This window comes from Pseudomonas sp. LBUM1661, assembly GCF_059695925.1.
The window spans coordinates 3366388-3380582 of sequence record NZ_CP166794.1; the positions used below are offsets into that span (position 1 = coordinate 3366388).

A 14195-nucleotide genomic window follows, 5' to 3' on the forward strand; every position below is an offset into this window, starting at 1 on the left:
ACGGAGGGGCGTCGCGCGAGAAGACCCATGCTCATCGGTAGCTATTCCCCCACGCTGGTTATCATCTCGCTCTGTGTGGCGATTCTCGCTTCCTATACCGCGCTTGACCTGACCGAACGCATCGCCACCGCCAAAGGCCGGGCGGTGCACCTATGGACAGCCGGCGGCGCGTTGGCCATGGGGATTGGCGTGTGGTCGATGCATTTCATCGGCATGCTCGCGTTCACACTGCCCATCGACCTCGGTTACGACGTCGGCATTACTTTTCTGTCGCTGCTGATCGGGATCCTGTCCTGCGGCTTCGCCCTGTGGCTGGTCAGCCAGCCACGTTTGCCAGCCTGGCAACTGGCGTTCGGCGCGTTGGTCATGGGGGCCGGCATCAGTGCCATGCATTACACCGGCATGGCCGCGATGCGCATGCAACCGGGGATCGATTACGACCCGACACTGTTCGGCACATCGCTGCTCATCGCCGTCGGCGCCTCGGGCGCTGCGTTGTGGATTGCCTTTCGCCTGCGCCAGCACACCCCGTATGTCGGCCTTATTCGTGGCGGCGCGGCGGTGATCATGGGCATCGCCATTGTCGGCATGCACTACACCGCCATGGCGGCGGCGCGCTTCGCCGACGGCAGTTTCTGCGGCGCGGCCGTCACAGGCCTCAACGGCAAAGGCCTGGACAATCTGGTGCTGATCACCACCCTGGCGGTGTTGAGCATTGCCTTGCTGACCTCGATTCTCGATGCGCGCCTGGAAGCCCGCACCGCCAGCCTGGCCCATTCGCTGACCGAGGCCAACCGCGAACTCACCCAACTGGCCCTGCACGACACCCTGACCGGCCTGCCGAATCGGGTATTGCTGGCTGATCGCATTGATCAAGCGATGTCGCGAGTGCAAGAGCAGGGTGGTTGTTTTGCGCTGATGTTCATCGATCTGGACGGCTTCAAGCCGGTCAACGATGCCTTCGGCCACCACATGGGTGATCAGTTGTTGCGCGAGGTCGCCCTGCGTCTGCGTGAAGATCTGCGCAGTCAGGATACCCTGGCGCGGATCGGCGGTGATGAGTTCGTGTTGCTGGTGCAACTCGAAGAACAGAATGACGCCTTGAACCTGGCGGCTCGCCAGGTCGGGCTGATCGCGCGCTCATTCCGGGTTGGCGAACATGACTTGCAGATATCCGCCAGCGTCGGTATCGCGCTCTATCCGGGCAATGGCCAAACCGCCCACGAATTGTTGATGAACGCCGACGCGGCGATGTATCACGCCAAGGGCGCGGGGAAAAACGGTTACAGCTTCTTCGACGTCTCAATGAACAGCAACGCGCGCAAACAGCTGCAACTGCTGCAAGACCTGCGCAACGCAGTTGAACAGCAACAGTTCAGCCTCTATTACCAGCCCAAGTTCGACGCCGCCAATGGTCGGCCGGTCGGTGCCGAGGCGCTGCTGCGCTGGGAGCACCCGACTCAGGGCATGCTGCTTCCGGACAAATTCATCGAACTGGCGGAGAAGACCGGGCTGATCATTCCGATTGGCGACTGGGTGCTCAACGAAGCCTGCCGCCAGATGCGCGAGTGGTACGTGCTCGGTTACACCCACTGGCGCATCGCAGTGAATCTCTCGGCCTTGCAGTTCTGTCACGTCGGCCTGGTGCAGAGCGTCGCCAAGGCCCTGGCCACGCACCATTTACCGGCCAACAGCCTGACCCTGGAAATCACCGAAACCACCGCCATGAGCGATGCCGACGCGAGCATGACGGTGCTTCAGGAGCTGTCGGAAATGGGCGTCGACCTGTCCATCGATGACTTTGGCACCGGCTATTCGAGCTTGATGTACCTCAAGCGCCTGCCGGCCAACGAACTGAAGATCGACCGGGGTTTCGTTCGCGATCTGGAGCGTGACAGCGATGACGCCGCGATCGTTTCCGCCATCGTCGCCCTCGGTCAGGCCCTGGGGCTGCGAATCGTCGCCGAAGGCGTGGAAACCGACTCGCAGCAGGACTTCCTGACTCAACTTGGGTGCGATTCGTTGCAGGGCTACCTGCTCGGCCACCCACTGCCGGCCGAACGCTTCATGATCGACATTCATCGCGCAGAACAACTCGCAACAGCCTGACACACCGCGTTATCGTTATTCGCGGGCAAGCCACGCTCCCACAGGTTTTGCATATCCTGTGGGAGCTGGGCTTGCCCGCGATGGCGTCGGCCTGGACACCACAGAACCAGAGCCCATGCAAAAACCACCAATGGCGGTTATTCTTGGCCCCGACCGCTTACGCTTGGATTGGGGGAAACTCACATGGATAAAGTCATCGTCATCACCGGAGGCAGCCGCGGCATCGGTGCCGCCACCGCCCTGTTGGCCGCCGAACAAGGCTATCGGATCTGTATCAACTACCAGGCTGACGAAGAGGCTGCGCAGCGAGTGCTGGAGCAAGTCCGCGCCCTGGGTGCGCAAGCCATCGCGGTACGCGCCGACGTCAGCATCGAAGACGAAGTGATCGGTCTGTTCAATCGCGTGGACGCCGAGCTGGGCAGGGTCACGGCACTGGTGAACAACGCCGGTACCGTGGGGCAAAAGTCCCGGGTCGACGAAATGTCCGAATTCCGCATTCTCAAAATCCTCAAGACCAACGTGCTCGCACCGATCCTCTGTGCCAAGCACGCGATCCTGCGCATGTCACCCAAGCATGGCGGGCAGGGCGGCAGCATCGTCAACGTGTCCTCGGTGGCCTCGCGTTTGGGTTCGCCCAACGAGTACGTGGATTACGCGGCATCGAAAGGTGCGCTGGACAGCTTTACTATCGGGTTGTCCAAGGAAGTGGCGGGCGAGGGGATTCGTGTCAACGCTGTGCGGCCGGGCTTTATCTACACCGATTTCCATGCGCTGAGCGGCGATCCGGAACGGGTCAGCAAGCTTGAGTCGGCGATTCCGATGGCTCGCGGTGGCCGGCCGGATGAAGTGGCTGAGGCGATTGTCTGGTTGCTGTCGGACAAGGCGTCGTATGCGACCGGGACCTTTGTTGATTTGGGTGGCGGACGCTGAACTTGGCATTCGCTTAGTATCATCGAGCCGATCAAACTCGAAAATAAATCACTACGTTAGCAATAAAGTAATCCCGTCATTAGTTGCTGTTTTAAAAGTTGACGCGCCTTGCATCTCAGGGCGCATTATTGTTTGTGTGCTGTGAAATGTCTTTAGTTTCTGACACGCTCTGTATCGGGTTGTCAGGATGCAAGTGTTGAGCTTGAAAAAAGATGCGGTTATTCTTTTGTTTGTTCGCAAGAAGCGAATAATTTAAATTAAATAATGGAGCATGTGATATGGATCTTTATAAGGATGAAGTTGCTTTTTGGGACGGCGTGGTGCTGAATTATATTTATAGTAATTTTTCCGCGATGACGCCTGCTCAGGAATACGCAAATGTAGCCGATCTTGCTGATAAAATGATTTTGGAACGGCGCAAGCGTGACGTACTTGAAGTGCCTGATACCGCTGCAAACTAAGCGGTCTGCCGGCAGGATGCCAGCTTTATATAGGGATATATTTAAATGAATGCTGAAGATGATAACAAGTCGATGATCGCCAACCTTTTCCTTAAAGGAAAGCCCTTGGTGTTGAACTATCAACTCATGGAGAGCAGGCTGAAGCGACCGCGTCTGACGCCCTCTCAACGGTTTGAATACAACCGTCAGCTTCTGAGTGAAGGTGGGTTCCTGACAGTTGCCGATAACGAAAAGGATGAACCTTTATTGATTCACTTTCGTTCGGAAGATGACCGTTATACGTTGCGGGTTGCAACGCCCGGTAAGTTCTATGGGTATTTTCTGAGCATGGAGGATATACAGAATACTGACGGCGAGAAGCAATCAATTCGTAATCTTGTAGTGCTGAAAGAGGGTAGCCCCACCCGGTTTTACTTGGAGAACGTATCGCCGGGTGTAGGACGTTTGCTGAATGTCGGTAGAAAATCAGTTGTTGATCTAGAAGGGTTGGAGGCGACGGTTCATTTTGCTGTATTGCAGGCAGTGCAAAACAAGATAGACGGCCCAACGTATCTCTATTCCAATAAAGTAAGCCTTGAAAACGAAGCGCAGTTATATTTTTCTGACACGTTTCTGCCGAGTGCACAGGTAATATGGGATCCGCAGGCTGTACAGTTTGCCGTGAGCGTCAGGGGGACGGGTGTCCTGGAATTGAGCGACATCGGATGAAGATTAAAAGTCGTTAAACAATGACTGGCGAATGAGCGTCGATTATATTTTCAGGGTTAATTGAGATGTAATCGCTCTTGCCGAACAAGTCCTGCTGGCCTCTGCCAGCAGGGCTTTTTTGTACTGAGGCTTACTCAATTCACAACACTAACGACCGCACAATTCGCCCCAACGTCTCCATCGCCTTCTCGCAAGCCTCATCCCACGGGCTGCCGTAATTCAGCCGAATACAATTCCTGAACCGCTGCGTCGGCGAGAAAATCGGCCCCGGCGCGATGCTGATGCCTTGCGCCAGTGCCATCTGAAACAACTTCAACGAATCCATCTGCGCCGGCAGTTCCAGCCACAAAAAGTAGCCGCCGGCCGGTTGGCTGACGCGAGTCTGCGCCGGGAAGTACCGTGCAATGGCCGCCAGCATCGCGCTTTGCTGCTCTTCCAGGGCATAGCGCAATTTGCGCAGGTGCCGATCATAACCGCCATGCTGCAAGTAATCGGCAATGGCGGCCTGGGCCGGCATCGAGGCGCAGAGCGAGGTCATGAGTTTCAGGCGTTCGATTTTCTGCGCATAGCGCCCGGCGGCGACCCAGCCGATGCGGTAGCCGGGGGCCAGGCTCTTGGCGAAGGAACCGCAATGCATCACCAATCCTTCAGTGTCGAAGGCCTTGGCCGGTTTCGGCGCCTGTTGGCCGTAATAGAGTTCGGCGTAGACATCGTCTTCGATCAGCGGCACTTGATGGCTGCGCAATAACGCCACCAGTTCCTGCTTTTTCGCCTCGGGCATGGTCGCGCCCATGGGGTTCTGGAAGCTGGTCATGCACCAGCAGGCCTTGATCGGGTGCCGTTCCAGGGTTTGCGCGAGTACGCCGAGGTCGATGCCGTCGCGCGGGTGCACCGGAATTTCCACGGCCTTGAGTTTCAACCGTTCGAGTATTTGCAGGCAGGCGTAGAACGCCGGGGCTTCGATGGCCACCAGGTCACCGGGCTCGGTGACGGCTTGCAGGCACAGGTTCAACGCTTCGAGGGCGCCGTTGGTGATCAGCAGCTCTTCCATGGGCAGCATCAGCCCGCCGACCATGTAACGCAGGGCGATTTGCCGGCGCAACTGCGGGTTGCCCGGCGACATGTCGGTGACGACCATGCGCGGGTCCATCTCGCGGGCAGCGCTGGCCAGCGAGCGGGACAACCGCTGCAACGGAAACAGGGTCGGGCTGGGGAACGCCGAGCCAAAGGGCACGGTGTTGGGGTCCTTGATTGAATCGAGGACCGAGAACACCAACTCGCTGACGTCGACTTCCGTGGACTCGTTGACCTGGCTGCTGATTACCGGCTCGGAAAACGGGCTGGGCGCGTGGGCGTTGACGAAGTAACCGGAACGCGGGCGGGCGCGGATCAGACCGCGACGTTCGAGCAGGTAATAGGCCTGGAACACCGTGGACGGACTGACGCCGTAAGTCTGGCTGGCGTAGCGCACCGATGGCACGCGCTGGCCGGGGCCGAGGACGCCAGAGCGGATCAGTTCAGCGATGTCGTCGGCGAATTTTTCGTAGCGTTTCATCGAGTGCCCGGTTTGTTTTCATTCAAAAAAATCGAGGTGACTTCTTCGCGGGCAAGCCTCGCTCCTACAGACACCAGCGTACCGTAGGAGCGAGGCTTGCCCGCGAAGGGCGCCCCGCAGTCTAAAGGCTCAACGATTCATCGGCGCAACAAACCGACTCTTCGCCACGCTATAAATATCCGGTTCATCACTGTCGACCACCTTGAAGCTGATGCTCTGCGAACTGCTGCTCGGCCGCTCCGTGGTCATCGCCACCGACACCGGCACATCGACAATCTCACCGGCCGCCAGGCTCAGCTCAGTCTTGCCTTGCAACTGGAAGCCGTCGCCATCGACCAGCGTCAGACGATAGTCCTGACGTTGCTGGGTTTTGTTGATGACCTTGAGGCTGTAGATGTTTTCGATCTGCCCCTGACTGTTCTCACGGAACAAACCACGGTCCTTGCTCACGTCCAGCGAGACCATCGGCCGCTCGACCAAGGCCAGGGCGAGGGCGCCGATCATCAGCAACAGCACCGCCGTGTAGCCGATCAACCGAGGCCGCAGCAAGTGAGTCTTGCCACCCTGCAACTGGTGCTCCGAGGTATAGCTGATCAGGCCGCGGGCGTAGCCCATTTTGTCCATGATCGAATCACAGGCGTCGATGCAGGCCGCGCAGCCGATGCATTCCATCTGCAAGCCGTCGCGGATGTCGATGCCGGTGGGGCAGACCTGCACGCAGAGCTGACAGTCGATGCAATCCCCGAGTCCGACCTCGGCCGGCGCCACGTCACGCTTGCGCGGACCACGGTTTTCACCACGGGCCACGTCGTAGGAAATGGTCAGGGTGTCCTTGTCGAACATCACGCTCTGGAACCGTGCATACGGGCACATGTGCATGCACACCGCTTCACGCAGCCAGCCGGCGTTGATGTACGTGGCGCCGGTAAAGAACAACACCCAGAACAGACTGACTCCGCCCATCTGCAAGGTCAGCAACTCTTCGGCCAGTGGCCGGATCGGCGTGAAGTAACCAACGAACGTCAGGCCGGTCAACAGGCTGATCGCCAGCCACAAGGTGTGCTTGGCCGAGCGACGCATCAGTTTGTTCACGCCCCAGGGCGCGGCTTGCAGCTTGATCCGCTGGTTGCGCTCGCCCTCGGTGATCTTCTCGCACCACATGAAGATCCAGGTCCAGGAACTCTGCGGGCAGGTATAGCCGCACCAGACGCGACCGGCAAACACGGTGATCGCAAACAGACCGAACGCAGCAATGATCAACAACGCCGACAGCAGGATGAAATCCTGCGGCCAGAAGGTCGCGCCGAAGATGTGGAATTTGCTTTCGGACAGGTCCCAGAGCACCGCTTGCCGGCCGCCCCAGTTCAACCACACCGTGCCGAAGAACAGCAGAAACAGAAACCCCGCGCCGCTCATGCGCAGGGTACGGAACAGCCCGGTGAAACTGCGGGTGTGGATCAGGGTGTCACTGGACTTGGCCTTCATCTTGGGACGCGAAGGCTCGAAGGTCTCAACTATTCGGACGGGGATTCTATCGCTCATGGTCTTTCGCTCATCAGCCTCCATCAGGCCTGAGCACTATGAGCGGCGATCTGTTTGCATAACAGACTCAGCTATCGCAATAAAAAGCGGATCAGATGGGCGCTGATCCGCTGCCTGCGACAACTTGATGCACCCGCCATAACGGGGCGCGGACGCCTATATCAGGCGCCCGGGCGGGTTATTGATCCGGGTCAGTCAAATCACCGAATCACTGTCCGTGGCCTTCAAATGCTTACGACCGTCGACGGCGCCTGCTACGGTCAATGCGTCGGCTTCTGCTTCGGTGATGTAGATGCGCTGGCCGTTGAGTTCGACCGCCGACATGGCTTTTTCCGAGTCGGTGATGATGGTGACATCGGGACACAGACGAATCTCTTCGCCGTTTTCGGTGGTGAAAAAGCAGGTTTGGTTTTCGATGCGCACGGTCATGGAGGCGTCCTTTTTTCTGCGGGGTTCTACAGTGTTAGGGCGCGCTCGGCGGTCATCGTTCGGTGCAACCGATTAATGGTCGGCGCGGTCCATCCTCTATTCGGCACTTCTCAAGGATTACAGCATGAACGCTTGGTGGCATGAGGTTTGGGTGACCCTGCAAGCGGAGTTCGCAGACATTGGCGACGCCTCGCAACTGACGCGCATTACCGTGCGCCTGTTGATGGCCGCCGTGCTGGGCGGGATTCTCGGTTTCGAACGCGAGCAAAAGGGTAAGGCCGCCGGGGTGCGCACCCACATGCTGGTGGCGCTCGGTGCGGCGTTGTTCGTGCTGGTGCCGCAGATGTCCGGCTCCCAGGCCGATGCCATGAGTCGGGTGGTGCAGGGTGTGATCGCCGGGATCGGCTTTCTCGGGGCCGGGACCATCCTGAAAAATCAGGAAGGCGACGAAGGCCACGTCAAAGGCCTGACCACCGCCGCCGGTTTATGGATGACCGCCGCCATTGGGGTTTCAGCGGGCTTGGGGAGAGAAGCGACAGCGGTGTTCAGTACGTTTTTGGCGCTGGCGATTTTCAGCGTGATGCCGAAGATCGTGAAGATGTTCGACAAGAACGACGATTGAGATCGTTCCCGACCAATTGTCTTCATTCAGGATTTACGATCACCGGCGGCATGGTGTCCGGGGGTTCCTGCCGTGGGGGCGGGGTAGTGCCCGGGGGCTCCTGCTCCGGCACCGGTTCCGGCTCGGTCGGCGGGATGGTTGGACTGTCGATGTTCGGATCAGGCGTTTCGGCAGGAATCGGAATACTCATCGTTGAAGCCTCCAGTGGCACTTGGCGTAAGTCGTGCTTAAGTTGATTGACCACCGCGCAGTGGAATTGATTCCCCGAAGGCTGCGGCAAATCCCCGTGAACTTTTACCGCCACCCGTCGCTCGGAACCTAAGTGAGTTAATTCAGGGAACATCAGACACAAGAGCGTCCATGGGGCGTAAAGGAGAGATGCTCGATGACTGCCGAAAAACCGACAGAGCTTAACTACAACCCTCATATGCCGCTGTCGCAGGCGTTACTGCTGCCGCGCATCGCAATCGAAAACACCATGCCGACCCTCGATGGCGGGCAGTTTGCCGTGAAAGCCGTGGTGGGTCAGGACGTGGTCGTGAGCAGCAAAGTGTTTGCCGACGGTCATGACAAACTGGCCGTGCGCATCCGCTGGCGCGCCGATGGCGACGAGACCTGGCAGAGCGATGCCATGAGCGACCTGGGCAATAACGGCTGGCAGGGCCAGTTTCGTGTCGCGCGCCAGGGCCGTTATGCGTTTTGCATCGAAGCCTGGATCGATCAGTTCGCCAGCTTCTGTTATGAGCTGGAGAAAAAACACGCCGCCCGAGTGCCGATCAGCCTGGAGTTACAGGAAGGGCGCACGATGGTTCAGCAAGCCGCCGAACGCGCCGATGGACAACTGAGCGAGCAACTGGCGCAGCTGCACCATGAATTGTCGGGCCTGCTCGAAACCGAGCAAGTCGCGCTGTTTATGCACCAGCGCAGCGCCGATTTGATGGCCGAGGCCGATCATCGCCCCTACCTGAGCCTGAGCCCGGAATACCCGCTGGACGTCGAACGGGAACTGGCGCAGTTCGCCAGTTGGTATGAGTTGTTCCCGCGCTCGATCACCGACGATCCGGCCCGTCACGGCACATTCAACGACGTGCATTCGCGGCTGCCGATGATCCAGGACATGGGCTTCGACGTGCTGTACTTCCCGCCGATCCACCCGATTGGCCGCAGCTACCGCAAAGGCCCGAACAACTCGCTGACCGCCGGGCCGGATGATCCGGGCAGCCCGTATGCGATCGGCAGCCCCGAAGGCGGGCATGAGGCGATTCACTCGGAACTGGGCACCCGCGAAGACTTCCGCCGGCTGGTCGCGGCCGCCGCTGATCATGGCCTGGAAATCGCCCTCGACTTCGCCATTCAGTGTTCCCAGGATCACCCATGGCTGGAACAGCATCCCGGCTGGTTCAACTGGCGGCCGGACGGCACGATCAAATACGCCGAGAACCCGCCGAAGAAATACCAGGACATCGTCAACGTCGACTTCTATGCCTCGGACGCGATACCAAGCCTGTGGGTCGAGTTGCGCGACATCGTGGTGGGCTGGGTCGAGGAGGGCGTGAAGATCTTTCGCGTCGACAACCCTCACACCAAACCGCTGCCGTTCTGGCAGTGGCTGATCGCCGATGTGCGGGCGTTGTACCCGGAAGTGATCTTCCTCGCCGAAGCCTTTACCACCCCGGCGATGATGGCGCGGCTGGGCAAGGTCGGTTACTCCCAGAGCTACACCTACTTCACGTGGCGCAACACCAAATACGAGCTCTCGACTTACTTCACCGAGCTCAACGAATCGCCGTGGCGCGAATGCTATCGCCCGAACTTCTTCGTCAATACCCCGGACATCAACCCGGCGTTTCTCCATGAGTCCGGGCGTGCCGGTTTCCTGATCCGTGCGGCGCTGGCGACCATGGGCTCCGGTCTGTGGGGCATGTATTCGGGCTTCGAACTCTGCGAATCGGCGCCGGTGCCGGGGAAAGAGGAATACCTCAACTCCGAGAAGTACGAAATCCGCCCAAGGGATTTCAACGCGCCGGGCAACATCATTGCCGAGATCGCCCAGCTCAACCGCATCCGCCGGCAGAACCCGGCGCTGCACACCCATCTGGGCCTGAAGGTCTACAACGCCTGGAACGACAACATCCTGTACTTCGGCAAACGCAGCGCGGATGGCAGCAATTTCATTCTGGTGGCCGTGAGCCTTGATCCGCACAACGTGCAGGAGGCGAATTTCGAATTGCCGCTGTGGGAGATGGGTTTGCCCGACGACGCCAGCACCCAGGGCGAAGACCTGATGAGCGGGCACCGCTGGACCTGGCACGGCAAGTACCAGTTCATGCGCATTGACCCGGCGCATCAGCCGTTCGGCATTTGGCGGATCACCGTTTAACACGATCGTTCCCACGCTCTGCGTGGGAATGCATCCCGGGACGCTCCGCGTCCCCAGCGCGTCCATGGCTGCATTCCCACGCAGAGCGTGGGAACGATCATCAACAGGAGTTACAAATGGCGAAGAAACCCAAGGCAGCCACCTTCATCAAGGACCCGCTCTGGTACAAGGATGCGGTGATCTACCAGGTTCACGTTAAGTCTTTTTTCGACTCCAACAATGACGGGATCGGCGACTTTCCCGGTCTTATCGCCAAACTCGATTACATTGCCGATCTGGGCGTCAACACCATCTGGCTGTTGCCGTTCTACCCCTCGCCACGCCGTGACGATGGCTACGACATCGCCGAATACCGCGGAGTGCACCCCGACTACGGCACTTTGGCCGATGCCAAGCGTTTCATCTCCGAAGCGCACAAGCGCGGGTTGCGGGTGATTACCGAGCTGGTCATCAACCACACTTCGGACCAGCACGCCTGGTTCCAGCGCGCGCGCAAGGCCAAGAAAGGCTCGGCGGCACGGGACTTCTACGTCTGGTCGGATGACGATCAAAAGTACGACGGCACCCGCGTCATTTTCCTCGACACCGAAAAGTCCAACTGGACCTGGGACCCGGTGGCCGGCCAATACTTCTGGCACCGTTTCTATTCCCACCAGCCAGACCTGAATTTCGATAACCCGCAAGTCATGAAAGCCGTGTTGTCGGTGATGCGCTACTGGCTGGACATGGGCATCGACGGCCTGCGACTCGACGCGATTCCGTACCTGATCGAGCGCGACGGCACCAACAACGAAAACCTGCCCGAGACCCACGACGTCCTCAAGCAGATCCGTGCCGAAATCGACGCCAACTACCCGGACCGCATGCTGCTGGCCGAGGCCAATCAATGGCCGGAAGACACTCAGCTGTACTTCGGCGACACCGATAAAAAAGGCCTGAACGGCGACGAATGCCACATGGCTTTTCACTTCCCGTTGATGCCGCGCATGTACATGGCGCTGGCCCAGGAAGACCGCTTCCCGATCACCGACATTCTGCGCCAGACCCCGGAAATCCCGGCCAACTGCCAGTGGGCGATTTTCCTGCGCAACCACGATGAGCTGACCCTGGAAATGGTCACCGACAAGGAACGCGATTACCTGTGGAATTACTACGCCGCCGACCGTCGGGCGCGGATCAACCTGGGGATTCGCCGCCGTCTTGCGCCACTGATGGAGCGTGATCGTCGTCGCGTGGAATTGCTCAACAGCCTGTTGCTGTCGATGCCCGGCACGCCGACTCTGTATTACGGCGATGAAATCGGCATGGGCGACAACATCTACCTCGGCGACCGCGACGGCGTGCGCACGCCGATGCAATGGTCGATCGACCGTAACGGCGGCTTCTCCCGCGCCGACCCGGCCAGCCTCGTGCTGCCGCCGATCATGGACCCGCAATACGGTTACCTGTCGGTCAACGTCGAAACCCAGGCCGGTGACCCGCATTCATTGTTGAACTGGACCCGCCGCATGCTCGCCGTGCGCAAGCAATCCAAGGCTTTCGGGCGTGGCACGCTGAAAATGCTCTCGCCAAGCAACCGGCGGATTCTCGCCTACACCCGTGAATTTTACGGCCCGGATGGCAAGTACGAAATCATCCTGTGTGTGGCCAACGTCTCGCGCAGTGCGCAGGCGGCGGAGCTGGATTTATCGGCGTATGCCGGCATGGTGCCGGTGGAAATGCTCGGCGGTAACGCCTTTCCGCCGATTGGCCAGTTGAATTTTTTGCTGACCCTGGCGCCTTACGGCTTCTACTGGTTCGGCCTCGCGGCAGAGAATCAGATGCCGAGCTGGCACGTGGAACCTGCGCAAAGCCTGCCGGACTTCACCACGCTGGTGTTGAAAAAACGCATGGAAGAACTGCTCGAAGCGCCCTCGCGCGGCACGCTGGAACAGGGCATCTTGCCGAGCTGGTTGCAGAATCGGCGCTGGTTCGCCGGCAAGGACGCGGCCATCGAAAAGGTCAACCTGGCCTACGGTGTGCGCTTCGGCGATGCGCAGCATCCGGTGCTGTTGAGCGAAATTGAAGTCACCAGCGGCGGCCAGACCAGCCGTTACCAACTGCCGTTCGGTTTTATTGCCGATGATCAGGTCGGTCCTGCGTTACCCCAGCAACTGGCGCTGTCTCGTGTCAGGCGCGGGCCTCAGGTCGGTTTGATTACCGATGCGTTCAGCCTTGAGAACTTTATCCGCACGGTGTTACAGGGCATGCAGAACAACCTCGTGCTGCCTTCCGATGGCGGCGAGATCCGTTTCGAACCGACCGCCGAGCTGGCCAAGCTGGGCCTGACGGCTGAATCGGAAGTGCGTTACCTGTCGGCCGAGCAATCCAACAGTTCGGTGGTGATTGGTAAAAGCCTGGTGCTGAAACTGATCCGCAAAGTCGCCTCGGGCGTACACCCGGAACTGGAAATGAGCGCGTACCTGACCCGCGCCGGTTTCGCCAATATCTCGCCACTGCTCGGTTCGGTGATTCGCCGCGATGCGGCGGGCGAGGACAATCTGTTGATGATCGCCCAAGGCTACTTGAGCAATCAGGGTGACGCCTGGGAGTGGACGCAGAACAACCTCGAGCGTGCGCTGCGTGATGAACTCGCCGACGCCATGTCCGAGCAGGAACAGCACTACAACGCCCTCGGCGAGCTGAGAGACTTTGCCGGCATGCTCGGTCAACGCCTGGGCGAAATGCATCAGGTGCTGGCTGCGCCGACCGACAATCCGGACTTCGCGCCGCAAGTCACGACGCAAAAGGATGCGTTGGCGTCGGCCAAGGATGTCGCCGCGCAACTGGAACATGCGCTGAAATTGCTCAAGCAGCATCAAAGCGAATTGAACCCGGCGGACAAAGCCCTGGTCAGTCGTTTACTGGACAACAAAAAAGCCATCCTCAGCCATGTTCAGGCGCTGGGCAAAAAAGCCGTCGGTGGTCTGCGCATTCGCGTTCACGGCGACTTGCACCTGGGCCAGGTGCTGGTGATCAAGGGCGATGCTTACCTGATCGACTTCGAAGGCGAGCCGGCACGGCCGCTGTACGAACGCCGCGGCAAGCACAGCCCGTACAAGGACGTCAGCGGCGTATTGCGTTCTTTCGACTACGCTGCGGCGATGGCGATCAACGTACACAACGTCGATAACACAGCCGATGCACAGGCCGCTCGTCAGCGTGTCGCCGATCGCTATCTAAATGATGCAAAACAAGCATTTGTCGACGCTTATCGGCTGGCGGCAGCTAGTCTTGCTCATGCGTGGCAAGATCCGGAAGGCGAGGACGCCGCGTTGGCGTTGTTCGGTCTGGAGAAGGCGGCCTATGAGGTGGCGTATGAGGCTGAAAATCGCCCCACTTGGTTGCCTGTGCCATTGCACGGTTTGTATGGACTATTGAGTGGGCTTAAACCCTTTTCCGATCTTGGTGGAGAGTAGT

10 protein-coding genes are annotated in these 14195 nt (G+C 59.2%); 7 read left to right on the forward strand and 3 right to left on the reverse strand.

What is annotated here, in order from left to right:
* Positions 1–27 precede the first annotated feature (27 nt).
* The 4 genes from ACA057_RS15395 to ACA057_RS15410 all read left to right on the forward strand — a co-directional run bounded on the left by ACA057_RS15395 (position 28) and on the right by ACA057_RS15410 (position 4208).
* The gene (locus ACA057_RS15395) at positions 28–2109 is read left to right on the forward strand and encodes a putative bifunctional diguanylate cyclase/phosphodiesterase (protein WP_497349709.1); all 2082 of its coding nucleotides are present in this window, start codon (positions 28–30) and stop codon (positions 2107–2109) included.
* 183 nt (positions 2110–2292) lie between these two features.
* On the forward strand, positions 2293–3039 hold the full coding sequence (locus ACA057_RS15400) for an SDR family oxidoreductase (protein ID WP_497349711.1): 747 nt from the start codon (positions 2293–2295) through the stop codon (positions 3037–3039).
* 278 nt (positions 3040–3317) lie between these two features.
* Positions 3318–3500, forward strand: a complete 183-nt coding sequence (locus ACA057_RS15405; protein ID WP_497349713.1) for a hypothetical protein — start codon at positions 3318–3320, stop codon at positions 3498–3500.
* 45 nt (positions 3501–3545) lie between these two features.
* Positions 3546–4208 carry a hypothetical protein gene (locus ACA057_RS15410; protein WP_497349715.1) on the forward strand — a complete coding sequence of 221 codons (663 nt, stop codon included), beginning with the start codon at positions 3546–3548 and terminating at the stop codon, positions 4206–4208.
* A 139-nt stretch (positions 4209–4347) separates the two neighbouring features.
* Here the strand turns inward: ACA057_RS15410 and mapR are convergent, their stop codons facing one another.
* From mapR to ACA057_RS15425, 3 genes are all read right to left on the reverse strand, one after another.
* Positions 4348–5763: a GntR family transcriptional regulator MpaR gene (gene mapR, locus ACA057_RS15415; protein WP_497349717.1), complete on the reverse strand. Its 1416-nt coding sequence runs from the start codon at positions 5761–5763 to the stop codon at positions 4348–4350.
* 129 nt (positions 5764–5892) lie between these two features.
* Positions 5893–7305, reverse strand: coding sequence for a cytochrome c oxidase accessory protein CcoG (ccoG, locus tag ACA057_RS15420; RefSeq protein WP_497349719.1), 1413 nt, complete (start codon positions 7303–7305; stop codon positions 5893–5895).
* Positions 7306–7500: 195 nt separating this feature from the next.
* Positions 7501–7734, reverse strand: a complete 234-nt coding sequence (locus ACA057_RS15425; RefSeq protein WP_497349721.1) for a DUF3203 family protein — start codon at positions 7732–7734, stop codon at positions 7501–7503.
* 124 nt (positions 7735–7858) lie between these two features.
* Between ACA057_RS15425 and ACA057_RS15430 the strand changes: the two genes are divergently transcribed.
* The 3 genes from ACA057_RS15430 to treS all read left to right on the forward strand — a co-directional run bounded on the left by ACA057_RS15430 (position 7859) and on the right by treS (position 14194).
* Positions 7859–8356 carry an MgtC/SapB family protein gene (locus ACA057_RS15430; protein WP_497349723.1) on the forward strand — a complete coding sequence of 166 codons (498 nt, stop codon included), beginning with the start codon at positions 7859–7861 and terminating at the stop codon, positions 8354–8356.
* A 385-nt stretch (positions 8357–8741) separates the two neighbouring features.
* On the forward strand, positions 8742–10736 hold the full coding sequence (locus ACA057_RS15435; RefSeq protein ID WP_497349725.1) for an alpha-1,4-glucan--maltose-1-phosphate maltosyltransferase: 1995 nt from the start codon (positions 8742–8744) through the stop codon (positions 10734–10736).
* Positions 10737–10852: 116 nt separating this feature from the next.
* On the forward strand, positions 10853–14194 hold the full coding sequence (gene treS / locus ACA057_RS15440) for a maltose alpha-D-glucosyltransferase (protein WP_497349727.1): 3342 nt from the start codon (positions 10853–10855) through the stop codon (positions 14192–14194).
* The last annotated feature ends 1 nt before the right edge of the window (position 14195 follow it).

Coding starts and splice junctions, on each gene's coding strand:
- ACA057_RS15395 (WP_497349709.1), top strand. CDS start 28: ATGCTCATCGGTAGCTATTCCCCCACGCTGGTTATCATCTCGCTCTGT.
- ACA057_RS15400 (WP_497349711.1), top strand. CDS start 2,293: ATGGATAAAGTCATCGTCATCACCGGAGGCAGCCGCGGCATCGGTGCC.
- ACA057_RS15405 (WP_497349713.1), top strand. CDS start 3,318: ATGGATCTTTATAAGGATGAAGTTGCTTTTTGGGACGGCGTGGTGCTG.
- ACA057_RS15410 (WP_497349715.1), top strand. CDS start 3,546: ATGAATGCTGAAGATGATAACAAGTCGATGATCGCCAACCTTTTCCTT.
- mapR (WP_497349717.1), bottom strand. CDS start 5,763: ATGAAACGCTACGAAAAATTCGCCGACGACATCGCTGAACTGATCCGC.
- ccoG (WP_497349719.1), bottom strand. CDS start 7,305: ATGAGCGATAGAATCCCCGTCCGAATAGTTGAGACCTTCGAGCCTTCG.
- ACA057_RS15425 (WP_497349721.1), bottom strand. CDS start 7,734: ATGACCGTGCGCATCGAAAACCAAACCTGCTTTTTCACCACCGAAAAC.
- ACA057_RS15430 (WP_497349723.1), top strand. CDS start 7,859: ATGAACGCTTGGTGGCATGAGGTTTGGGTGACCCTGCAAGCGGAGTTC.
- ACA057_RS15435 (WP_497349725.1), top strand. CDS start 8,742: ATGACTGCCGAAAAACCGACAGAGCTTAACTACAACCCTCATATGCCG.
- treS (WP_497349727.1), top strand. CDS start 10,853: ATGGCGAAGAAACCCAAGGCAGCCACCTTCATCAAGGACCCGCTCTGG.